Here is a 22,501-nt window from a genome sequence, read left to right on the forward strand (position 1 = left end):
CAACGCCTCTTTGCACCGCAGCGAGCAAAAAGTTGCGTCAGGGGGCTTGAGGCGTGTGTCGGATGCTGCTATAGTTTCACCTCTTCGTTGGCCCGGTAGCTCAGTTGGTAGAGCAGCGGATTGAAAATCCGCGTGTCGATGGTTCGATTCCGTCCCAGGCCACCAGAATGCTAAAAGCCCGAGAGTCTTATCGCTCTCGGGCTTTTTCTTTGTGGCGTGTCGCCAGAGGGTCCTTCATAGGATCCAGCGCAGTTGCTTTGCAGTTGCGTTATCCGGTCCCGCGCCCAGCTCGGCGAATCCCTGCCTCGCGTGCTAAAATTCGCGCCGAATTAAGGACTTGCCTCGTCCTCGGACCCGCAAGTCCTTTTCTTTTCGACGCTCCGAGCGGTCGCACCGTGCATCGCGCGGCATCATGCGAGCTTTCCCGTTCCGCTATCGACGGCATAAAAGGGCGTGCAGGTCCGGGCGCAGGTCGCCGGCCTATACTGGACGCGCGGGGCGTCGCCGCCCGCGCCGCTCATCGCGAATTCCGGTCGTTCCGACTTCCTGACGGCGCGCGACGCCATTCTCATACACGCAGTACGGAGTTTTCACGGTGACTCGGACAGACGCTAAAGACAGTGCGCTCGTGCTGTTCTCGGGCGGCCAGGATTCGGCCACGTGCCTGGCCTGGGCGCTCGAACGCTACAGAACGGTTGAAACGCTGGGCTTCGATTACGGGCAGCGGCATCGCGTCGAACTGGAATGCCGCGACGGTTTTCGCGCCGCGATCGCGCGCGAATTTCCGCAGTGGAGCGAGCGTCTTGGCGAGGATCACATGGTCGATCTCTCGGTGCTCGGCGCGATCAGCGAAACCGCAATGACGCGCGAGATCGAGATCGAGGCCACCGCGAACGGGCTGCCGAATACCTTCGTGCCGGGCCGCAATCTGCTGTTCATGACGATTGCTGCGGCGCTGGCGTATCGGCGTGGATTGAAGGTGCTGGTCGGCGGCATGTGCGAGACGGATTTCTCGGGCTATCCCGATTGCCGCGACGACACCATGAAAGCGCTGCAAGTCGCGCTCAATCTGGGCATGGAGACGCGCTACGCGCTGGAGACGCCGCTCATGTGGCTCGACAAGGCCGACACCTGGCGTCTCGCGGAAACGCTCGGCGGCGAGGCGCTGGTCGAACTGGTGCGCGTCGAAACCCATACCTGCTATGTCGGCGAGCGCGCGGAACTGCATGACTGGGGTTTCGGCTGCGGTCAGTGTCCGGCCTGCAAGCTGCGCAAGCGGGGTTACGAGGCGTATCGCGCGGGCGAGCAGGTCACCGAAGCGCCGGTCTGATTTTTTATTCGAGGTTCACAGGGCAGTCATGACGTACGCGGTCAAGGAAATCTTCTACACGTTGCAGGGCGAAGGCGCCAACGCCGGGCGTCCGGCCGTGTTCTGCCGTTTTGCGGGCTGCAACCTGTGGTCGGGGCGCGAGGAAGATCGCGCGGAAGCCGTCTGCCAGTTTTGCGACACCGATTTCGTCGGCACCGACGGCGAGAATGGCGGCAAGTACCGCACGCCCGCCGACCTCGTCGCGAAGATCGCCTCGCTGTGGCCGGAAGGCGCGCAACACAAGTTCGTCGTGTGCACCGGCGGCGAGCCGATGCTGCAGATCGACGCGCCCTTCGTCGACGCGCTGCATGAAGCCGGCTTCGAGATGGCGATCGAGACGAACGGCTCGCTACCCGTGCTGGAGAGCATCGACTGGATCTGCGTGAGCCCGAAGGCGGACGCGCCGCTCGTCGTGACGAAGGGCAACGAACTGAAGGTCGTGGTGCCGCAGGACAACCAGCGACTTGCCGACTACGAGAAGCTCGACTTCGACTACTTCCTCGTGCAACCGATGGACGGTCCGTCACGCGACCTGAACACGCGGCTCGCAATCGACTGGTGCAAGCGTCATCCGAAATGGCGGCTGTCGATGCAGACCCACAAATACCTGAACATCCCCTGAAACGCCGTGCAGACGATCACCCGAAAACTCGAATTCGACGCGGGCCACCGCATTCCCGATCACCGCAGCCAGTGCCGTAATCTGCATGGCCATCGCTATGTGCTCGAAATCACGCTGCAAGGCGATCTCGTCGACGTGGAAGGCGCGCCGGACCGCGGCATGGTGATGGACTTCGCCGACGTCAAGGCGCTCGCGATGGAGCATCTCGTCAACCAGTGGGACCATGCGTTCATCGTCTATTCGGGCGACACCAAGGTGCGCGAGTTCCTGCAAACGCTGACGGATCACAAGACGGTCGTGCTCGACCGCATTCCGACGGTGGAGAACCTGGCGGCCGTCGCGTTCGACATCCTCGCCAACGTCTACGATGCGCATTACGGCGTCAATCTGAAGCTGAAGCGCCTGCGCCTGTACGAGACGCCGAACTGCTGGGCCGACGTCGAGCGCAGCTGAAGCGTCGGGCCGTCGCGGGCGAGAGCACGTCCGACGCCCGCGCTTGTGTCACGGTATGATCGTCCGGTAAGTCGCCACCCTCCACGGCGACACGACACGGAGCGCACGCATGCCGTCACTTCTTTCGTCGTTCTTCTCCCTGCGGCCGCGCGCAGTGTCCCTCTCACTCCACGAGGGAGCCGCGCGATGAGCACCTTCACGAATCCCATCAAGCAGCGGCTCGCCGAGCCGGGTCCCCTCTTCGGCCTGTGGCTGTCGCTCGGCAGCGCCGATGGCGCCGAAGCGCTCGCGCACGCGGGCTTCGACTGGCTCTGCATCGACATGGAGCACTCGCCGAACGATAGCGTCGACGTGGTCGCGCAACTCCGCGCGATCGCCGCCGCGCATCTGCCGAGCGAGCCGATCGTGCGCGTGCCATCCGGCGAAGGCTGGCTCGTGAAGCGCGCGCTCGATGCGGGCGCGCGCACGCTGATGTTCCCCAACGTGCAATCGGCGGAAGAGGCGGCGCGCATCGTGCGCCTCACGCAATATCCGACCGAGGCGGCGCTCGATGGCCTGCGCGGCGTCGCGGGCGCGGTGCGCGCCGCGGCCTTCGGCATGCGGCGCGATTACGTGACGACGGCCAACGCGCAGATCGTGACCATCGTGCAGATCGAATCGGTGGCGGCGCTGGACGCCGTCGATGAGATCGCGGCGACGCCGGGCGTCGACTGTCTGTTTATCGGGCCGGCCGATCTGGCGGCGAGTCTCGGCCATCTCGGCGACGGCAAGCATCCCGACGTGCAGGCCGCGATCACGAAGATCGCCGACGCGGCGCAGCGCGCGGGCATCGCGAGCGGCATCTTCGCGATGGATGCCGCCAGCGCGAAGCAGTACGCGCAGGCGGGCATCAAGCTGGTCGCGATCGGCGCCGACGTGATGTGGCTGTTGAAGGCGACGCGCCAGGCGTTGCAGGAGGCGAGATCATGAACACCGCGCCGGCATGGGTGATCGCGGCGATGAGTCTGTCGCTGGCGGCAGCTTGGGCGCATGCCGACACCGCGCCCAAGCCGACCGATCTCGCCACGCAAAACGCCGTCGCCGATTACAACGCCGGCAATCTCGCCGCGGCGCGTTCGGAATTCCGGCGCGCGGCACAAAAAGGCAGCCGGCTCGCCGAGTTCAATTACGCGATGATGCTGCTCAACGGCGAAGGCGGTCCGGCGGATGTGCCCGAAGGCAAGAAGTGGCTGCGGCGCGCGGCGGACGCCAACATGACGCACGCGCAGTACGTGTACGGCAAGATGTACGACGATGGCCAGTTCGTCGATAAGGATCCGGCGGAAGCGCATCGCTGGTTCCTGCGCGCGGCGAATCAGGGGCACGTGCAGGCGGAACTGGCGCTCGCCAACCAGTTTCTCGATGGCCGCGGCACCGCGCGCGACAACACGCAGGCTTTCACCTGGTACAAGAAGGCCGCGCAGGGCGGCGACATGACGGCGCAGTACGTGGCGGGATCGTTCTATGAACGCGGCGGCGATGGCGTCGAACGCAATTTGAACGTGGCGCGGGCCTACTATGCGGCGGCGGCGGCGCAGGGCGATCCGGCCGCGAAGCTCAAGTATCTGCAACTAAGCGCCGAGCTCGAACAGCAGAAACCGCAATAAGTCGCGGTGTGGACTAGCTCTGCATCAGCCGCTTCTGCCGCGCGACGCTCATGATCAGTCCGACCGCCACGCCGAGCGTCGCGAGCGCGGTTCCGCCGTAGCTCATGAACGGCAGCGGCACGCCGACCACCGGCAAAATTCCGCTCACCATGCCGATGTTCACGAACGCGTAGGTAAAGAACGCAAGCGTGAGCGACCCGGCCAGCAGCCGCCCGAAGAAGGTCGCGCCGTTCGCCGCGATGAACAGCCCGCGCGCGACCAGCGCCATGTAGAGGAAGAGCAGCACGAGCCCGCCCGCGAGCCCGAACTCCTCGGAGAACACGGCGAAGATGAAGTCGGTGTGCTTCTCGGGAATGAACTCCAGGTGGGCCTGCGTGCCCTGCAGCCAGCCCTTGCCCAGCGTGCCGCCCGAGCCGATGGCAATGACCGCCTGAATGGTGTGGAAGCCCTTGCCGAGCGGGTCGGAAGTCGGATCGAGCAGTGTGCAGATGCGGTGCTTCTGGTAGTCGTGCATCATCGGCCAGTTGACGTCCGGCTGGCAGATGCGGTTCTGGAACACCGCGACGCACGCAATCACCACGACGCCTGCCGCGAGCACCGGCAGGATCAGCTTGAAGCTGAGACCCGCGAAATAGATGACGAACACGCCCGCCGCGAACACGAGCACCGCCGTGCCGAGATCGGGTTGCTTGGCGATCAGCGCGACCGGCAGCATCAGGATCACGAAGCCGACCACGTAATCCCACCAGCGGATGTTGCTCTCGCGCTTCTGGTAGTACCAGGCGAGCATCAGCGGCATCGCGATCTTCATGATCTCCGAGGGCTGGATCACCACGCCGACGTTGAGCCAGCGTTTCGCGCCCTTGCGCGTGAGTCCGAAGGTGGCGACCGCGATCAGCAGCGCGACGCCGACCGTATAGAGCGGCACGGCGAAGCGCATCAGGGTTTGCGGCGGGATGTTGGCGAGCACCCACATCAGGCCGAAGGTCAGCATGATGTTGCGCAACTGGTCTTCCACGCGCCCGGGCACGTCGAGACTCGCGCTGTACAGCGTCACGATGCCGACGCACAGCAGCAGGAACACGATGAGCGCGAGCGGTTTGTCGAAGCCCGCGAACATGCGCTTGGCGCGGTCGAGCCACTCGCGCTTGTCGAATTGCATGTGCAGTTGCATGACGGTTTCCTTTATTCGTCGATGCCGCCGGTCGGCGCAAGCACGCGCACGCCGTCGTTTTCGTTGCCGCGCACCATCGAGGGCGCGCTTTCCGCCGGGCGTTTCTTCGGCGCGGGCGTGCGGCCGGGCGCGGACGCGGGCAGCGCCGCGGCGGACGCGGCGCGCGGCTTCTGCGCTTTCGCCGCGGAGGCGGGCTGCGCCGGCGCCGAAGCCGCTTTCGCGACAGCGGGATTCGAGGCCGCCTGCGGCGAAAACGCCGGCGACGACTTCGCGACCGACGCGGGCAACGCAGCCGCGGCGGGCGACTCGGTGCCGCCGATCATCGGCAGGCCGGCATCAGTCGTGGCGGACGCCGCGGCGGCCACGGCAGCCGCTTCGGCGCCCGGCTTGAGGCGGTCGACGAGGTAGTAGTCGAGCACCTTGCGCGCGATCGGACCCGCCGATTCCGCGCCCCAGCCGCCGTTCTCGACGATCAGCGCAAGCGCGATCGTCGGATGGTCTGCCGGCGCGAACGCAGTGAACAGCGCGTGGTCGCGCAGATGCTCGGCGAGCGCATGGCCCTTGTAGTTCGAGCCTTGCAGCGAATAGACCTGCGCCGTGCCGGTCTTGCCCGCCGCCTGATACGGCGCGCCCGCGAACACTTTCGCTGCGGTGCCGTTGTTGACGACGCCTTCCAGCGCGCGCTTGATGAAGTCGATGTCCTTCTGCTGCACGTTGATCTTGTTGCTCGGATCGCGCACGACGACGCGCATGGCCTTGCTGATCGGATTCTCGATGTCGCGCACGAGGTGCGGCTTCATCACGACGCCGTTGTTCGCCAGGGTGGCCATCGCGTGCGCGAGTTGCAGGATCGTGAACGAGTTGTAGCCCTGGCCGATGCCCAGGCTGATGGTTTCGCCCTCATACCAGCGCTGCTGTTCCGGCCGGCGATACGCCTTGCGCTTCCATTCGGTGGACGGCAGGATGCCGCGCGCCTCGCCCGCGATGTCGATGCCGGTGATCTGGCCGAAGCCCCACGGCTTCATGAAGTTGGCCATCGCGTTCACGCCGAGGTCGTGGGCCAGCATGTAGAAGTAAGTGTCGTTGGATACGACGATCGCGCGGTTCATGTCCACCCAGCCCTGACCCGAACGCACGTCGTTGCGGAAGGTGTGACCGCCGAAGGTGTACGAGCCCGGATCCTGGAAGCCCCAGCCCGGCGTGCGCTTGTGCAGCGTGAGCGCGGCCAGCGCCATGAACGGCTTGTAGGTGGAGCCCGGCGGATAGGTGCCGTGCAGCGGCCGGTTCAGCAGCGGGTGATCCGGCGAGTTGTTGAGCGCGTCCCAGGTCTGCTGGTCGATGCCGTCGACGAAGGAGTTAGGATCGAAGCTCGGCGCCGAGACGAACGCGAGCACGTCGCCGGTGGACGGCTCGATTGCGACGAGCGCGCCGCGCTTGCCCGCGAAGGCCTGCTCGGCCACCTGCTGCAAGCCGATGTCCAGCGACAGCACGAGGTTGTTGCCAGGCGTGGCCTGCGTGCGCGACATCGTGCGCACCGGACGGCCGCCCGCCGTCACTTCCACTTCCTCGAAGCCGGTCAGTCCGTGCAGCTCGGTTTCGTAACTCTGCTCGACGCCGATCTTGCCTACGTAATCCGTGCCCTTATAGTTGTTGGCATCGAGGCGCGGATCGTAGTGGTCGGAGTTTTCGTCGTTGGCGTCGCTGGCGTCGTCGATGCGTTCCTGATCGCGCTGCGAAATGCGCCCGATGTAACCGATCACGTGTGCGGCCGTCATGCCGAGCGGATATTGCCGGAACAGCCGCGCGCGCACTTCAACGCCGGGAAAGCGGAAGCGCTGCGCGGTGAACTTGGCGACTTCGTCGTCGGTGAGACGCGTGCGGATCGGCAGGCTTTCGAAGTTCTTCGAGTCTTCCAGCAGCTTCTTGAAGCGCCGGCGGTCGCGTGAGTCGATCGGGATGACTTGCGCGAGCTCGTCGATCACTTCGTCGAGCGTGCCGTTGATCTTCGATGGCGTGATTTCGAGCGTGTACGCCGAGTAGTTCTTCGCCAGGATCACGCCGTTGCGGTCGGTGATGATGCCGCGATTCGGGACGATCGGCGCCACGGAGATGCGGTTCTCGTTCGCCTGCAATGAATACTTGCTGAAGTGCCAGACCTGCAGATACAGGAAACGCAAGCCGATCAGCCCGAAGCAGACGAACACGAACAGGCCCGCCGCCGCGACGCGGAGGCGGAACCTGGACAACTGCTGCTCGGTGTTCTTGATTTCGGTCATGCGCGTTGTGTGCTTCTTGTGTGCTTCTCGTGCGATTCGTGTGCGATCCGGTCGGCTCGGGTCTCGCGATTCAAGTGTAGTCCGCGCGCGGGCGCTGCATCGGCTGGCGCCAGATTGCGGCGGCGGGGCCGGTCAGATCGGGCGGGTGTCGTCCGGATCGGCGGCGCGGCGCTGCGGCATCAGCAGGAAGAAGCTCGCGACCGGCCACAGCAGCGCTTCCACGAAACCGTTGATCAGATAGCTCCAGCCCGGAAAGGCGGCGCCCGTCATCAGGCGGATCACGAACGGCACCAGATGCGCGCCGACCAGCAAAGGCGCCACGACGAACATCTGCACCGGCAGCGCCATCCACAGCACGCGACGGTGGATGGTGATCGCGCCGTAGGACAGCAGCGTGTAGGCCAGCGCGTGCTCGCCCAGCAGGTTGGCATTGTGGACGTCCATCAGGATGCCCAGCATGAACGCGATGCCCATGCCGACCTTGCGCGGCTGATGCACGTTCCAGAACAGCAGCACGAGCGCGACGAAGTCCGGCACGCCGATCAGGCGTCCCCACGGCATCAGGTTCAGCAGGAAGGCGGCGGCCAGGCTGAAGGTGATGAAGTACGGATTGACCGGCTGCAGGATGTATTGCGGGCGGTTCATCGCGCGGCTCCCGATGACGCGGGCTTGGGCATGTGCGCTTTCTTCGACGGCCGCGCCGCCGGATTCGATGCCGCCTTCGGCGCGGCGGACTTCGCGGCGGGTTTTTCAGCCGGCTTCCCTGCGGGCTTTTCCGCCGCTGCGGGCGCGGAGCCCGCAGCTGGCGCCGATGCGCCGCTGGCCCCGGCTGCCACCGCCGCCGATTTCGCCGCGGGCTTCTTCTTGCCCTTGTTTTCCTTCGCTTCCTTGGCCGCGGCGGCAGCTTCCACTTCGACCGGATTCGGCGGCTCGTTACGGTTGTAGTGCAGCACGAGCAGCTGGCGCGCGCCGCGCACCGCCGCCACCGGCACACAGACCACGCGTGCGAACGCCGTGTCGGCCTGCTTGTCGACGCGCAGCACCTTCGCGACCGGCAGCCCCGGCGGATAGATGCCGTCGAGGCCGCTGGTCACGAGGTCGTCGCCGGCCTGCACGTCGGCGCTGATGGGCACGAAGCGCAGGTCGAGCGTGTCGCCCTTCGGCGTGCCGTAGATGACGCTGCGCAAGCCCGTGCGGGCGATCTGCACCGGCACGGCCTGATCCTTGTCCGTGAGCAGTGTGACTTCCGACTGCAACGGGAACACGCGCGTCACCTGGCCGATCACGCCGTCTTCAGTGACCACCGGCGCGCCGTCCTGGATGTTCTGCTGCGAACCCTTGCCGATCACGACCTTCTGCGTGAAGGGATCGCGCGTGTCGTACTGGATCTCGGCGGGGGTTTCGTCGGTCGAGGCGCGCGATTGCAGGTTCAACAGCGCGCGCAGATGCGCGTTCTCGACGGCGAGTTGCGCCGCGTCGCCGGCCTTCACGGAGAGTTCGAGGTTCTTGTCGGCGAGCTTCTTGTTCTCGCTGCGCAATGTGGCGCTGGTCACGGCGAGATCCGCCGCGCCCATGAAGATGTCGCGCGGCACGAGCGCGGCGCGCTGCAGCGGATAGAGCCCCGCGCCGAGCATGCCGCGCACGATTTCCAGCGTGCTGAAACGCGCGTCCGAGACGAGCAGTGCGATCGCAAGGACCACAAAGAAGATCAGGCGCGCGAGCGCGGAAGGGCCTTGCTTGAAAAGGGGCGGCGGACTGTATTCCATGGTCGGCGCCGAGGGCGTGAACGGATGGATCGATGCTGCAGGCTTGGCCGCTCGAAGCGGGGCCTGCCCTACGCGGGTTCGACAACGGCCCGGACGCCTGCCGGACCGTGTTCGCGTCGCGTTACGCGGGACATTGTAGTGGCCGTGCCGGAGGCCGCGCAGATTGTCCGCAGACGGGTGTCCGCGCAAGTATCAGCGGGCGTTGCGGCGGCACTGCCACGGAGCGGCACGGAGCGTCTTACTCGTAGGAGAAGATGCTGCCGAGCTTGTCCATGCGCTCGAGCGCCATGCCCGAGCCGCGCACCACGCAGGTCAGCGGGTCTTCGGCGACGAGCACCGGCAGGCCGGTTTCTTCGGCGAGCAGGCGGTCGAGGTCGCGCAGGAGGGCGCCGCCGCCCGTCAGCATCATGCCGCGCTCGGCGATGTCCGCGCCGAGTTCCGGCGGCGTCTGTTCCAGCGCGATCTTCACCGACGACACGATCTGGTTCAGCGGATCCGTCAGCGCTTCGAGAATTTCATTGCTCGAAATAGTGAAGCTGCGCGGAATGCCTTCCGAGAGGTTGCGGCCCTTGACTTCCATTTCCTTGACTTCGGAGCCGGGGAAGGCCGAGCCGATTTCCTTCTTGATGGCTTCGGCGGTTTGCTCGCCGATCAGCATGCCGTAGTTGCGGCGGATGTAGTTGACGATGGCTTCGTCGAACTTGTCGCCGCCCACGCGCACCGAGCCCTTGTACACGATGCCGCCCAGCGAGATGACGCCGACTTCCGTCGTGCCGCCGCCGATGTCGACCACCATGGAGCCGGTGGCTTCCGACACGGGCAGGCCCGCGCCGATGGCCGCGGCCATGGGTTCTTCGATCAGGTACACCTGGGAGGCGCCGGCGCCGTGCGCGGCTTCCTTGATGGCGCGGCGCTCGACCTGGGTGGAGCCGCACGGCACGCAGATGATGATGCGCGGCGACGGCGAGAACATGCGGGATTCGTGCGCGGTCTTGATGAACTGCTTGATCATCTGCTCGGTGACGGTGAAGTCGGCGATCACGCCGTCCTTCATCGGCCGGATGGCTTCGATGTTGCCGGGCACCTTGCCGAGCATCTGCTTGGCTTCCTTGCCGACCGCCTGGATGGTCTTCTTGCCGTTGGGACCGCCTTCCTGGCGAATGGAAACGACCGAGGGCTCGTCGAGGACGATGCCTTTGCCGCGCATGTAGATCAGCGTGTTGGCGGTGCCGAGGTCAATCGCCAGGTCGTTGGAGAAATAGCTGCGCAAAAAACCGAACATTCAAAAATCCTGTCTCGCTGGGGATGGCCGTTCGTCGCTCGGAGCGCCGGAAACGGCAGCGGAAAAGTAACGGTTTGCGGGGCGGCGAACCGACGCCGCAAGCTGCAAAACCGGGAGAAATCTACCGCAGATTGGATGGTCCGATGCAAACGTTTCTCGCAAGGGACGAATCCAGGGAGAAAGCCGCTGACAGGCCGATCCAGAGGTGAGTCGAACGTGTAATGATACCTTATAATTTGGGGGCATCTACAGGAAATGGATGGCATCCGCCGTCATCCCCAAGCCTGGTTCCGAGGGCTCCTTCCAGATTCGTAACTGGCTGACGCAGCTAGAGTTTTCGCAACTGGGGCTGTCCACGCTTTTCTCCGGTGATCCCATGCCTTTGACCCTGACCGACGTAAAACGCATCGCGCATCTGGCGCGGCTCGAACTGCCCGACCACGAAGCCGAACCCACACTCGCGCGGCTCAATGACTTCTTCGGCCTCGTCGAGCAGATGCAGGCCGTCGATACAACCGGCATCGAACCGCTCGCGCATCCGATCGAACAGATCGAGGAAGTCGCGCTGCGTCTGCGCGACGACGCTGTCTCAGAGCGCGTTGATCGCCAAGAGTTCCAGCGTTCCGCGCCTGCCGTGCAGGACGGCCTGTATCTCGTGCCCAAGGTGATCGAATAAGTCACGGCCGCCGGCGCCCTGCGCCGGACTGGGCGACACAGCGACATCGCGCGCGGCCACACCAGGACCGCGCCCATCAGGGAACTGCAATGCATCAAAAAAGCTTGACCGAATTGCGCGCCGCGCTCGACTCGAAGGACATCTCCGCAGTCGAGCTGGCGCAAACGTATCTGCAGCGCATCGAGGCCGCGAAGGACCTGAATGCGTTCATCGGCGTGGATCGCGAACTCACGCTCGAACAGGCGAAGGCCGCCGACGCGCTCATCGCCCAGGGCAATGCCGGCGCGCTGACCGGCGTGCCGGTGGCGCACAAGGACGTGTTCGTCACGCGCGGCTGGGCGTCCACGGCCGGCTCGCGCATGCTGGAAAACTATGCGAGCCCGTTCGATGCCACCGTCGTCGCGCGCCTGAAGCAGGCCGGCATGGTCACGCTCGGCAAGACCAACATGGACGAGTTCGCGATGGGCTCGTCGAACGAGAACTCGTACTTCGGCGCGGTCAAGAATCCGTGGGACACGAAGGCCGTGCCGGGCGGCTCGTCGGGCGGTTCGGCGGCGGCGGTGGCCGCGCGTCTCGCGCCTGCCGCGACCGGCACCGACACCGGCGGTTCCATCCGCCAGCCCGCGTCGTTCTCGGGCATCACGGGCATCAAGCCTACGTATGGCCGCGTGTCGCGCTACGGCATGATCGCGTTCGCGTCGTCGCTGGATCAGGGCGGCCCGATGGCGCAGAGCGCCGCCGACTGCGCGCTCCTGCTCAACGCAATGTCCGGCTTCGACGAGCGCGATTCCACCAGCCTCGAACGCGAGAGCGAGGACTACACGCGCCATCTCGGCACGAGCTGGAACGGTTCGGACGACGCGAGCCAGCCGCTCAAGGGCCTGCGCATCGGCTTGCCGAAGGAGTATTTCGGCGCGGGCCTGGCCGACGACGTGCGCGCGTCCATCGACGCCGCGCTGAAGCAATACGAAGCGCTCGGCGCCACGCTCGTCGACGTCTCGCTGCCGCAGACCGAGCTCTCCATCCCGGTGTACTACATCATTGCGCCGGCGGAAGCGTCGTCGAACCTGTCGCGTTTCGACGGCGTGCGCTACGGGCATCGCGCGGCCGATTACCGCGACCTGCTCGACATGTACAAGAAGTCGCGCGCGGAGGGCTTCGGGCCGGAAGTGAAGCGCCGCATCCTGGTGGGCGCCTACGTGCTGTCGCACGGCTACTACGACGCGTACTACCTGCAGGCGCAGAAGATCCGCCGCATCATCGCGCGTGACTTCCAGGAAGCGTTCACGAAGTGCGACGTCATCATGGGGCCGGTGGCGCCGTCGGTGGCGTGGAATCTCGGCGAAAAGGCCGACGATCCCGTGCAGATGTATCTCGCCGACATCTACACGCTGTCCGTGAGTCTCGCGGGCCTGCCCGGCATGAGCGTGCCGTGCGGCTTCGGCGCGGGCGCGAACGCGCAGCGCCCGGTCGGCCTGCAGATCATCGGCAACTATTTCAACGAAGCCCGGATGCTCCAGGTCGCTGACGCGTATCAGCGCGCGACCGACTGGCACCGTAAGGCACCATCGGCAGCGGGAGTCTGATCATGCAGTGGGAAGTCGTCATCGGTCTGGAAACGCACGCGCAGCTTTCCACCGTCTCCAAGATTTTTTCCGGCACGGCCACGCAGTTCGGCGCGGCGCCGAACACGCAGGCCAGCCCCGTCGATCTCGCGCTGCCCGGCGTGCTGCCGGTGATGAACCGCGGCGCCGTGGAGCGCGCGATCCGCTTCGGCCTCGCCATCGGCGCGCACATCGCGCCGCGCAGCATCTTCGCGCGCAAGAACTACTTCTATCCGGACCTGCCGAAGGGCTATCAGATCAGCCAGTACGAGATTCCGGTCGTGCAGGGCGGACAACTCACCATCCAGGTTCCGGCCAACGAAAAGGCCGGCAAGGAAGCCTATTCGAAGACCGTCAACCTGACGCGCGCGCATCTGGAAGAGGACGCGGGCAAGTCGCTGCACGAAGACTTCGCGGGCATGACGGGCATCGACCTGAACCGCGCGGGCACGCCGCTGCTCGAGATCGTCACCGAGCCGGAAATGCGCAGCGCCGCGGAAGCGGTCGCGTATGCGAAGGCGCTGCACGGTCTCGTGATGTGGCTCGGCATCTGCGACGGCAACATGCAGGAAGGCTCGTTCCGCTGCGACGCGAACGTCTCGGTCCGGCCGATGGGGCAAGCCGAGTTCGGCACGCGCGCCGAAATCAAGAACCTGAACTCGTTCCGCTTTCTCGAAGAAGCCATTCAGTATGAAGTGCGCCGCCAGATCGAACTGATCGAGGACGGCGGCACGGTGGTGCAGGAGACGCGTCTGTACGACCCGGACAAGCGCGAAACCCGCTCGATGCGCAGCAAGGAAGACGCGCACGATTACCGCTATTTCCCGGACCCGGACCTGATGCCGCTGGTGATCGAGGCGTCGTGGATCGAGCGCGTGAAGGGCGAGATGCCGGAGCTGCCGGCGAACATGCAGCAGCGCTTCGTCGAGTCCTACGGCCTCACGCCGTACGACGCGGGCGTGCTGACGGCATCGAAGGCGATGGCGTCGTACTTCGAGGCGCTCGTGCAGAAGGCCGGCGCGAACCAGGCGAAGATCGCAGCGAACTGGATCATGGGCGATGTGTCGGCCCAGTTGAACCGCGAGTCGCTGGAGATCGGCGAGTCGCCGGTGTCGAGCGCGCAACTGGCGCTGATCATCCAGCGCATCGCGGACGGCACCATCTCGAACAAGATCGGCAAGGACATCTTCCTGTCGATCTGGGAAGAGAAGGCCACCGACGAAGGCGCGGCGGACCGCATCATCGAGGCGAAGGGACTGAAGCAGATCTCGGACACCGGCGCGCTCGAAGCGATCATCGACGACGTGCTCGCGGCGAACCAGAAGTCGGTCGAGGAATTCCGCGCCGGCAAGGAAAAGGCGTTCAACGCGCTGATCGGCCAGGCGATGAAGGCGACAAAGGGCAAAGCCAACCCACAGCAAGTCAACGAATTGCTGAAGAAGAAGCTATCCTGAGCATCCGAATCACGCATGAACGGGCTGCTGCCGGTTAAGCCTGGCCGCAGCCCGTTTTCATTGGCGACGCCAAAGAACAGACATGGCAAAGAAACCTGAACTGGACGATTTCCGCGTCCCTTTCTTCGACGCGGACAAGAAGCTGAAGCCCTTCGACCTGAGCGCCGTCGATCCCGCCGCGAAGCCGTTTTCGCTCGGCTCGAAGGACGCGGACCGCGAACGGCTCGCGGCGATCGGCGCGCAGCTCGACGACCTGCAGGAAAAGCTCCATGCGCAGCGTCGTCAGCGCGTGCTGCTCGTGCTGCAAGGCATGGACACGAGCGGCAAGGACGGCACCGTGCGCGCGGTGTTCCATGACGTCGATCCGCTCGGCTTGCGCATCGTGCCGTTTCGCGCGCCGTCGGAACGCGAAGCCGCGCATGACTTCCTGTGGCGCGTGCACGCGCAGGCGCCGATGGCCGGCGAATTCGCGGTCTTCAACCGCAGCCACTACGAAGACGTGCTCGTGCCGCGCGTGCTGAAGACCATCGACGCCGACGAATGCGAGCGCCGTTATCGTCATATCCGCGACTTCGAGGCGCTGCTCGCGGACAGCGGCACGACGATCGTCAAATGCTTCCTGCATATTTCGAAGGACGAGCAGCGCGAACGCTTGCAGGCGCGCATCGACGATCCGACCAAGCACTGGAAGTTCGACGTCTCCGACCTCGAAGCGCGCAAGCAATGGGACGCGTATCAGGACGCCTACGCCGCCGCGCTCGGCGCGACCTCGACGGAAGAAGCGCCGTGGACCATCATTCCGGCCGACTCGAAGACGCATCGCAACCTGATGGTGGCGGAACTGCTGCTGCGCACGATGCAGGGCATGAAGCTGGAATTCCCGGCGGCAAAGGAATCGCTGAAGGGCGTGAAGGTGGAATGAGTCGGGAAGATCGAGAAGAACAACCCAGGCAACGAACCCAACAAAAAGGAAGCGTATGTTCCGCGTGATCACCGCCAATCTCAACGGCATCCGTTCGGCCGCGAAGAAAGGCTTTTTCGACTGGTTCGGCGAGCAGAAATCCGACGTCGTGTGCGTGCAGGAAATCAAGTGCTCGCAGGACGACCTGACGCCCGAATTCCTCGCGCCGCACGGCTTTCAAGGCTACTTCCAGCATGCGGTGAAGAAGGGCTACAGCGGCGCGGGCCTGTACACGCGCCATGAACCGGACGACGTGATCATTGGCTTCGGCTCGGCGGAATTCGATCCGGAAGGGCGCTATGTGGAAGCGCGCTTCGGCAAGCTCTCGGTGGTCTCCGTGTACGTGCCGTCCGGCTCCAGCGGCGACGAGCGCCAGCAGGCGAAGTACCGCTTCATGGACGAGTTCATGCCGCATCTCACCGAGCTTTCGCAAGAGCGCGAAGTGATCGTGTGCGGCGACGTGAACATCGTTCACAAGGAAATCGACATCAAGAACTGGAAGAGCAACCAGAAGAATTCAGGCTGCCTGCCCGAGGAGCGTGCGTGGCTCACGAAGCTCTTCGACGACGTCGGCTATGTCGACGTGTTCCGCACCCTCGACACGCGCCCCGAGCAGTACACGTGGTGGAGCAATCGCGGCCAGGCGTATGCGAAGAACGTCGGGTGGCGTATCGACTATCAGATCGCAACGCAGGAAGTGGCCGCCACGGCGAAGCAGACCTCGGTCTTCCGCGACATCAAGTTCAGCGATCACGCGCCGCTGACCGTCGATTACGACTGGAAACTGGGCAAGAAGAAGTAATGCAGGCGGGGCTCAGCGGCCGGACTTCTTGAACCGGCCGAGTCCCGCATAGTTCGGCAACTGGTCGATGGTCTTGCCGACCGCCTTCGCATACAGCGGCATCATGTCCGGCATGCGCTTGAGCAGATCCTGCCTGCGGTCCGGCCCGTAGGGATGCAGCCAGATGAAACCGTCGTCGCTGCGGCGCGTGCCGGTATCGATCTTGTTCCACAACGTGACGGCTGCGCGCGGATCGTAGCCCGCGCGCGATGCAATCTCGCTGCCGATGACATCGGCCTCGGTTTCGTCGGCGGGGGAATAGCGCATCGACATCAGTTGGTCGCCGATATCCGGCTGTTGCGACCCATAGTTCGACAAACCCAGATACTGCGGCATCGCGCCCGCGCCCAGTTGCGCGGCCTGCTGCCTGCCGAGCCGCTCGCGCGCGTGCTCGCGCAGCGCGTGGGCGATGTCGTGGCCGATCATCATGCCGATCTCGTTGTCGTTCAGATGAAGCCTGTCGATCAGCCCGCTATACACGATGATCTTCCCGCCCGGCAGACACACCATGCGCTCGTCGGACGACTTGATGACGTTGATTTCCCACTTCCAGTTCTTCGCGCGGTCGTTCCACTTGAGCGCGAACGGAATCTCGTGATTCGCGATGTCGCGCACGCGCTTGACCAGCGGATTCGTGTCCGGCAGAAGCGTCTTGTCGCGCTGGGCGTCGTGGATGACCTGCGCGTATTCCTGCGCGGATTGTGCTTCGAGCGTCGCGGGCGGAATCAGATTGCGAAACAGTGCGGTATTGCCGAAACGAATCTGGTTGTTCGGCGCGGTGTACGGCGCCGGCATGCTCTTCTCGTCCTGAGCGTGCGCGGACAAGGGCGCGCAAGTCGCCCATGCCAGTACGCAAAGCAAGGCTCGGCGCGAGTAAGACACCGTCATCGTTGAGTCCTCCAGGGCGCGATTTTGGGCAACAGTAACATGCCCGGCAGCGACAGCGCGACGCAGATCAGGAAGTACGGAAACCAGCCGGCCTCGCTCACGAGATAGCCGCTGCCCGCTGCGGCAAAGGTGCGCGGCACGGCCGCGAGGCTTGTGAAAAGCGCGAATTGCGTCGCGGTGTAGCGCGGGTCCGTGGTGCTCGCAATGTACGCGGTGAAGGTGGCGAGCGTGAGGCCGGTCGCGAAGGTTTCGAAGCCGTACAGCACGGCGAGCGCCAGCGGCGAAGGCCCGATCTTCGCGAGCCACGCGAAGCCGAGCGTCGCGATGATCTGCAATGCGCCGAAGATCCACAACCCGCGCGCGATGCCGATCTTCACCAGCGCAATGCCGCCGAGCAGGCCGCCCGCGATGCTTGCCCAGAACGCGACCGCCTTGGCGATCACGCCGATCTGCGTGAGCGAGAAGCCGATGTCGAGGAAGAACTTGGTGGCGAGCGCGGTCGCCATGGTGTCGCCGAGCTTGTACAGGAAGATGAAGCCGAGCACGAGCAGGGCGGCGCGCCAGCCGTCGCGCGTGACGAATTCGTGAAACGGCTCGACGATCGCTTCGCGCAGGCTCTTCGGCGGCGTGCCGTGAATCTGCGGCTCCTTGACGACGAGCGTCATGATGAGCCCCGGCAGCATGAAGGCGGCGGTGATGATGAACACCGTCTTCCACGGCAGGAAGCCCGCGAGGATCAGCGACAGCGAGCCGGGCACCAGCCCCGCGACCTTGTAGGCGTTGACATGGACGGCATTGCCGAGACCTTGCTCGGTGTCGGCGAGCAGTTCGCGCCGGTAGGCGTCGATGACGATATCCTGACTGGCGCCGAAGAACGCCACCAGCGCGGCCACTGCCGCCACGGACCAGATGTTCTGTTCCGGCGAGAAGAACCCGAACGAGCCGATCGCCAGCATGACGAGCACTTGCGTGACGAACATCCAGCCGCGCCGCCGGCCCGGACGCCAGCCCGGAAAGCGCGGGACGAAGCGGTCCATCAGCGGCGACCAGACGAACTTCCACGTGTACGGCAGTCCGATCAGCGCGAACAGGCCGATCTCCTTCACATTGACGTGAGCGGTGGTGAGCCAGGCCTGCAACAGGCTGAACAGCGTGAACAGCGGCAATCCGGACGTGAAGCCGAGAAAGACGCAGATGAGGATGCGCGTGTTGAGAAACGCGCGCCAGCCTGGATGTTCTTCGTGAGCGGTTAGAGCGGGCGCCTCGTGTGGCGTATCGGGCATGTCGTGTACGGGCAGTGGTCGATGCGTGAGCGCACCGGCGGCTTTTACCGGCGCTTCACGCGATAGACCGCAAGACTACCACGCCAGTTCGCGCCCCAACGGACCACCTGCCCGCCATGCAGCACCACGCGATCCAGGATCTCGATGCCCACTTCCGGCGCCAGCGCCTCGAAGTCCTCGATGGTCAGCACGCGCACGTTCGGCGTGTTGTGCCATTGATAGGGCAGCGAGCGCGACACCGGCATGCGTCCCTGCAATACCGAGAGCCGGTGCTGCCAGTAGCCGAAATTCGGAAACGACACGATGCATTGACGCCCGACGCGTACGGTTTCGCGCAGGATCGCGGCCGTCTGGTGAATGGTCTGCAAGGTCTGCGAGAGGACCGCGAAGTCGAAGCTGTCGTCCTCGAAGAGCCGCAGGCCGTCTTCGAGATTCTGCTGGATCACGTTCACGCCCTTCTGCGCGCACGCGAGCACGCCGGCATCGTTGATCTCGATGCCATAGCCCGTCACGTCGAGCTCCTCGCCGAGCAGCGAGAGCAGTGAGCCGTCGCCGCAGCCGAGATCGAGCACGGTCGAGCGCGGCTCCACCCAGCGCGCGATGGCGCGAAAATCCGAACGCAGCGCGAGCGAATCGAGTGTGTTCTGGTTCATGCGCCGATCTCCGTGGCAATGCGCTCGTAATAGGCGCGCATCAGGTTGTGATAGCGCGCGTCGTCGAGCAGGAAGGCGTCGTGGCCGTGCGGCGCATCGATTTCGGCGTAGCTCACCGTGCGCTTGTTGTCGAGCAGCGCCTTGACGATCTCGCGCGAGCGCGCCGGCGCGAAACGCCAGTCGGTCGTGAAGCTCGTGACGAGATACTTGGCCTGCGTGTTGGCCAGCGCCTTCGTGAGATCGCCGTCGAAAGCCTTCGCGGGATCGAAATAATCCAGCGCGCGCGTGATCAGCAGGTAGGTGTTCGCGTCGAAGTATTCCGCGAACTTGTCCGCCTGATAGCGCAGATACGACTCCACTTCGAACTCGACGTCGAAGTTGAAGTTGTAGGCATCGAGCGCGCCTTCGGCTCGCCGCAGCGCGCGGCCGAATTTCACGGCCATGTCGTCGTCGGAGAGATAGGTGATGTGGCCGATCATGCGCGCGACGCGCAGGCCGCGGCGCGGCTTCACATCGTGCGCGTAGTAGTCGCCGCCGTGGAAGTCGGGATCGGAGAGGATCGCGGAGCGCGCCGTTTCGTTGAACGCGATGTTCTGCGCGGAGAGCTTCGGCGTCGAGGCCACGACGATGCAATGCCCGAGCCGCTCCGGATACATCATGCTCCACGCCATCGCCTGCATGCCGCCGAGACTGCCGCCCATCACCGCTGCGAAGCGCTCGATGCCGAAGCGATCGGCCACGCGGGCCTGCGCATGCACCCAGTCTTCCACCGTGATGACGGGAAAGCGCGCGCCGTAGGGTTTGCCGGTGGCGTGATCGACGCTCATCGGGCCGGTCGAGCCGAAGCACGAGCCGAGATTGTTCACGCCGATGACGAAGAAGCGGTTCGTGTCGAGCGGTTTGCCCGGCCCGACCATGTTGTCCCACCAGCCGACGTTCTTCGGTTCGCCGGCATACACGCCCGCGACGTGATGCGAGGCGTTGAGCGCATGGCACACGAGCACGGCATTCGAGCGCGCGGCGTTGAGTTCGCCATAGGTTTCGACGACCAGTTCATAGTCGGCGAGCGACGAGCCGTTCTGCATGGCAAGCGGCTCGGTGAAGCGCAGGGTCTGGGGCGTGACGATGCCGATCGATTCCATTCATTCCGCCTTGTTCGAGCGGCTAAACGGGTGTCGGCGATGCGCGAGGGAAAGCGTGCGCGGCTGACGACCTCTTTAGCCGCATTTATAGTGAACCTCGCGATGATGCCCCGTGAGGTTCGCGCGCCCGCAATCGAGTCAGCAAATCGGCGCGTGTGAGTGATACGAGAAAATCTCGTTAGCGAGGAAGTATAGCGGAAAACGTCATAAGGCCGCCGGGGCGGCGCCTGGCTCAGCGCATTGCGCTGCCGCGCATGCCGAGCGTCAGTGCGCGCAGCGAGCGCACCGTGCGGTCCACGTAATGCGGCCGTCCGATGCCCGGCAGGCGCGTCGACAAACCGCCGCTCGAGGTCTTCGCCACCGGCAAGTGCCCGACGATCCACACCGTGCGGATGCCGAGCCGCCGGTAACTCTTCAGATGGCCGCGCGTGTCCTCGACCAGGATCGCGTCGCGCAGATGCACGTGGGCGCGGCGCATTTCCCGGCGCAGCATCGTCGCGTCGGGCTTGGCGCGCCAGCGCTCGCCTTCGCGCATGTCCTCGATGGCGATCACGCGCTCGAACAGCCGGCCGATGCCCAGTTCCGCCATGACCGCGCGCGCATAGAGCGTCGGCGCGTTGGTGAGCACGATCTTGCGGCCCGGCAAGGCGCGCAGCATGCGCGTGAGGCCGCGCTCGGCGCGCACCATCGAAGGCAGGTCGGGAAAGGTGTGCACCACGCGCAGGAAGTCGGCGGGATCGACGCCATGATGCTTGACGAGACCCAGCAGCGTCGCGCCGTAGCGCACCGTGTAGCCGACGCGCAGCCGGTTGGCTTCGTCGATGTCCACGCCCAGCCGGTCGATGATGTACTGCGTCATGCCGCGGTTGATCGCCGGGAAGATGGCGTGCGAAGCGTGATGGAGCGTGTTGTCGAGGTCGAAGAGCCAGACAGGGCCGCGCGTTTTCACGTGACGACGGCGAGCGGGACGTTGCGGAGTCATGGTGTTGTTGCCGGGCGCCAAAGAAAACGCCCGCGCGGGGCGGGCGTCGGGAGGGATGCGATGCGGCTCAATGCGAGCGGATCATCGTGCCGAACGGCTGTTCGGTCAGGATTTCGAGCAGCACCGAATGTTCGATGCGGCCGTCGATGATGTGCACCGAGCGCACGCCGCTCTTCGCGGCGTCGAGCGCGGAGGAGATCTTCGGCAGCATGCCGCCGGAGATGGTGCCGTCCGCGAACAGCGAGTCGATCTCGCGTGCGGACAGGTCCGTAAGCAGGTTGCCTTCCTTGTCCATCACGCCGGGGATGTTCGTCATCATGACGAGCTTTTCGGCGTTGAGCACGACGGCGAGCTTGCCCGCGACGAGGTCCGCGTTGATGTTGTACGAGAGGCCGTCTTCGCCGAAGCCGATGGGCGAGATGACCGGAATGAACGCGTCGTCCTGGAGCGCCTTCACGACAGCCGGATTGATCGCCTCGACTTCGCCCACCTGGCCGATGTCGATAAACTGGCCCGGATTATCGCGATCCGGCATCATCAGCTTGCGCGCGTGGATCAGGGCGCCGTCCTTGCCGGTCAGGCCCACCGCGTGACCGCCGAAGTGATTGATCAGCGTGACGATGTCCTGCTGCACTTCGCCGCCGAGCACCCATTCGACCACTTCCATGGTTTCTTCGTCGGTGACGCGCATGCCCTGGATGAAGGTGCCCTGCTTGCCGATCTTCTTCAGCGCCTGGTCGATCTGCGGACCGCCGCCGTGCACGATCACCGGATTGATGCCGACCAGCTTCAGCAGGATCACGTCGCGCGCGAAGCCCTGCTTGAGGCGCTCTTCGGTCATGGCATTGCCGCCGTATTTGATCACGACCGTCTTGCCGTGATACTGACGGATATAGGGCAGCGCCTCGGCCAGGATTTCGGCCTTCAGGGTCGGGGCGATTTGCGTGAGGTCGGGAAGCTCGGACATGGCGGCAAATGAGGCGAGGAGCGTTTAAACACGCGGAATTGTACAGGACTGACGCGACGCAGCAGGACGAATTGCCGCGTGCCGCCTCAGCGTCTCCGGCGGGCTGCCGGGCATGCGATCATCGTTCAGGCAGAACCGTGACGAGATGATGAACATGGCTTTCGAAAAGACCGCCGCACAGACGCCGCCGGTCACGCCGGCCGGCGCACAGACCTGCGCGATTTGCGGCGCGGCGTTTCGCTGCGGCGTTTTGGCCGGCGACCCGGCCTGCTGGTGCGCGGCGCTTCCGGCATTGCCGCCCGACCGGCTGCAGGCGGGCGCTACGTGCCTGTGTCCGTCGTGTCTTGCAGCCGCGCTCGAGCGTGCCGGCCTTCCCGGTTAGCAGAGCGCATGCCGTGCCGCCCGGGTGCGACAAATCGCGCCAGATGCCGCTGCAAGCCTGATGCAAGCGGGATAATGTCG

22 protein-coding genes and 1 tRNA gene are annotated in these 22,501 nt (G+C 65.0%); 12 read left to right on the forward strand and 11 right to left on the reverse strand.

Features of this window, described 5'->3' with window-relative positions; translation table 11 throughout:
- Positions 1 to 89: 89 nt before the first annotated feature.
- The 6 genes from QCE64_RS00125 (at position 90) to QCE64_RS00150 (ending at position 4,090) form a co-directional block, all read left to right on the forward strand.
- Positions 90 to 165: transfer RNA gene (locus tag QCE64_RS00125), tRNA-Phe, on the forward strand.
- A 430-nt stretch (positions 166 to 595) separates the two neighbouring features.
- Positions 596 to 1,330, forward strand: coding sequence for a 7-cyano-7-deazaguanine synthase QueC (gene queC, locus QCE64_RS00130; protein ID WP_309806934.1), 735 nt, complete (start codon positions 596 to 598; stop codon positions 1,328 to 1,330).
- A 28-nt stretch (positions 1,331 to 1,358) separates the two neighbouring features.
- Positions 1,359 to 1,991, forward strand: a complete 633-nt coding sequence (gene queE, locus QCE64_RS00135; RefSeq protein WP_309806935.1) for a 7-carboxy-7-deazaguanine synthase — start codon at positions 1,359 to 1,361, stop codon at positions 1,989 to 1,991.
- Between the two features lie 6 nt (positions 1,992 to 1,997).
- Positions 1,998 to 2,444 (forward strand): 6-carboxytetrahydropterin synthase QueD, encoded by a 447-nt coding sequence (queD, locus tag QCE64_RS00140; RefSeq protein WP_309806937.1) that lies wholly within the window; start codon positions 1,998 to 2,000, stop codon positions 2,442 to 2,444.
- A 186-nt stretch (positions 2,445 to 2,630) separates the two neighbouring features.
- Entirely contained in the window at positions 2,631 to 3,413 is a 783-nt protein-coding gene (locus QCE64_RS00145; RefSeq protein ID WP_309928796.1) for an aldolase/citrate lyase family protein, read from the forward strand.
- Entirely contained in the window at positions 3,410 to 4,090 is a 681-nt protein-coding gene (locus tag QCE64_RS00150; protein ID WP_309928798.1) for a tetratricopeptide repeat protein, read from the forward strand. The genes QCE64_RS00145 and QCE64_RS00150 overlap by 4 nt, the downstream gene beginning before the upstream one ends.
- Before the next feature lie 13 nt (positions 4,091 to 4,103).
- On the opposite strand, the gene rodA is transcribed toward QCE64_RS00150, so the two are convergent.
- From rodA to QCE64_RS00175, 5 genes are all read right to left on the reverse strand, one after another.
- Positions 4,104 to 5,252, reverse strand: coding sequence for a rod shape-determining protein RodA (rodA, locus tag QCE64_RS00155; protein WP_309919514.1), 1,149 nt, complete (start codon positions 5,250 to 5,252; stop codon positions 4,104 to 4,106).
- Positions 5,253 to 5,275: 23 nt separating this feature from the next.
- The gene (gene mrdA, locus QCE64_RS00160) at positions 5,276 to 7,540 is read right to left on the reverse strand and encodes a penicillin-binding protein 2 (RefSeq protein ID WP_309806940.1); all 2,265 of its coding nucleotides are present in this window, start codon (positions 7,538 to 7,540) and stop codon (positions 5,276 to 5,278) included.
- A gap of 132 nt (positions 7,541 to 7,672) precedes the next feature.
- Positions 7,673 to 8,185 carry a rod shape-determining protein MreD gene (mreD, locus tag QCE64_RS00165; RefSeq protein WP_309806941.1) on the reverse strand — a complete coding sequence of 171 codons (513 nt, stop codon included), beginning with the start codon at positions 8,183 to 8,185 and terminating at the stop codon, positions 7,673 to 7,675.
- On the reverse strand, positions 8,182 to 9,306 hold the full coding sequence (mreC, locus tag QCE64_RS00170) for a rod shape-determining protein MreC (RefSeq protein WP_309913127.1): 1,125 nt from the start codon (positions 9,304 to 9,306) through the stop codon (positions 8,182 to 8,184). Before mreC ends, mreD begins: the two co-directional genes overlap by 4 nt.
- Positions 9,307 to 9,544: 238 nt before the next feature.
- Positions 9,545 to 10,588, reverse strand: a complete 1,044-nt coding sequence (locus QCE64_RS00175; RefSeq protein ID WP_004189550.1) for a rod shape-determining protein — start codon at positions 10,586 to 10,588, stop codon at positions 9,545 to 9,547.
- 376 nt (positions 10,589 to 10,964) lie between these two features.
- Here QCE64_RS00175 and gatC point away from each other — a divergent pair, with 376 nt between their 5' ends.
- The 5 genes from gatC (at position 10,965) to QCE64_RS00200 (ending at position 16,085) form a co-directional block, all read left to right on the forward strand.
- On the forward strand, positions 10,965 to 11,264 hold the full coding sequence (gene gatC / locus QCE64_RS00180) for an Asp-tRNA(Asn)/Glu-tRNA(Gln) amidotransferase subunit GatC (RefSeq protein WP_310004098.1): 300 nt from the start codon (positions 10,965 to 10,967) through the stop codon (positions 11,262 to 11,264).
- Between the two features lie 89 nt (positions 11,265 to 11,353).
- Positions 11,354 to 12,850, forward strand: coding sequence for an Asp-tRNA(Asn)/Glu-tRNA(Gln) amidotransferase subunit GatA (gene gatA / locus QCE64_RS00185; RefSeq protein WP_309913129.1), 1,497 nt, complete (start codon positions 11,354 to 11,356; stop codon positions 12,848 to 12,850).
- Positions 12,850 to 14,322 (forward strand): Asp-tRNA(Asn)/Glu-tRNA(Gln) amidotransferase subunit GatB, encoded by a 1,473-nt coding sequence (gene gatB, locus QCE64_RS00190; RefSeq protein ID WP_309919516.1) that lies wholly within the window; start codon positions 12,850 to 12,852, stop codon positions 14,320 to 14,322. The genes gatA and gatB overlap by 1 nt, the downstream gene beginning before the upstream one ends.
- Positions 14,323 to 14,404: 82 nt before the next feature.
- Complete coding sequence (locus tag QCE64_RS00195) at positions 14,405 to 15,244, forward strand: PPK2 family polyphosphate kinase (protein ID WP_309913131.1); 840 nt, start codon at positions 14,405 to 14,407, stop codon at positions 15,242 to 15,244.
- Between the two features lie 55 nt (positions 15,245 to 15,299).
- Positions 15,300 to 16,085, forward strand: a complete 786-nt coding sequence (locus QCE64_RS00200) for an exodeoxyribonuclease III (RefSeq protein WP_309913133.1) — start codon at positions 15,300 to 15,302, stop codon at positions 16,083 to 16,085.
- Positions 16,086 to 16,097: 12 nt separating this feature from the next.
- On the opposite strand, the gene QCE64_RS00205 is transcribed toward QCE64_RS00200, so the two are convergent.
- From QCE64_RS00205 to argB, 6 genes are all read right to left on the reverse strand, one after another.
- Positions 16,098 to 16,919 (reverse strand): M48 family metallopeptidase, encoded by an 822-nt coding sequence (locus QCE64_RS00205; RefSeq protein WP_309913135.1) that lies wholly within the window; start codon positions 16,917 to 16,919, stop codon positions 16,098 to 16,100.
- Between the two features lie 89 nt (positions 16,920 to 17,008).
- Entirely contained in the window at positions 17,009 to 18,295 is a 1,287-nt protein-coding gene (locus QCE64_RS00210; RefSeq protein WP_309913136.1) for an AmpG family muropeptide MFS transporter, read from the reverse strand.
- A 44-nt stretch (positions 18,296 to 18,339) separates the two neighbouring features.
- The gene (gene metW, locus QCE64_RS00215) at positions 18,340 to 18,948 is read right to left on the reverse strand and encodes a methionine biosynthesis protein MetW (RefSeq protein ID WP_309806948.1); all 609 of its coding nucleotides are present in this window, start codon (positions 18,946 to 18,948) and stop codon (positions 18,340 to 18,342) included.
- Positions 18,945 to 20,090 carry a homoserine O-acetyltransferase gene (locus QCE64_RS00220; protein ID WP_309913140.1) on the reverse strand — a complete coding sequence of 382 codons (1,146 nt, stop codon included), beginning with the start codon at positions 20,088 to 20,090 and terminating at the stop codon, positions 18,945 to 18,947. Before QCE64_RS00220 ends, metW begins: the two co-directional genes overlap by 4 nt.
- 232 nt (positions 20,091 to 20,322) lie before the next feature.
- Positions 20,323 to 21,072: a pyrimidine 5'-nucleotidase gene (locus QCE64_RS00225; protein ID WP_309913142.1), complete on the reverse strand. Its 750-nt coding sequence runs from the start codon at positions 21,070 to 21,072 to the stop codon at positions 20,323 to 20,325.
- A gap of 67 nt (positions 21,073 to 21,139) precedes the next feature.
- Complete coding sequence (argB, locus tag QCE64_RS00230) at positions 21,140 to 22,039, reverse strand: acetylglutamate kinase (protein WP_309806951.1); 900 nt, start codon at positions 22,037 to 22,039, stop codon at positions 21,140 to 21,142.
- Between the two features lie 154 nt (positions 22,040 to 22,193).
- Between argB and QCE64_RS00235 the strand changes: the two genes are divergently transcribed.
- Positions 22,194 to 22,421 carry a cysteine-rich CWC family protein gene (locus tag QCE64_RS00235; RefSeq protein WP_309913145.1) on the forward strand — a complete coding sequence of 76 codons (228 nt, stop codon included), beginning with the start codon at positions 22,194 to 22,196 and terminating at the stop codon, positions 22,419 to 22,421.
- Positions 22,422 to 22,501: the final 80 nt, after the last annotated feature.

Source organism: Caballeronia sp. LZ043 (genome assembly GCF_031451075.1).
In the GTDB taxonomy this organism is placed as follows: domain Bacteria; phylum Pseudomonadota; class Gammaproteobacteria; order Burkholderiales; family Burkholderiaceae; genus Caballeronia.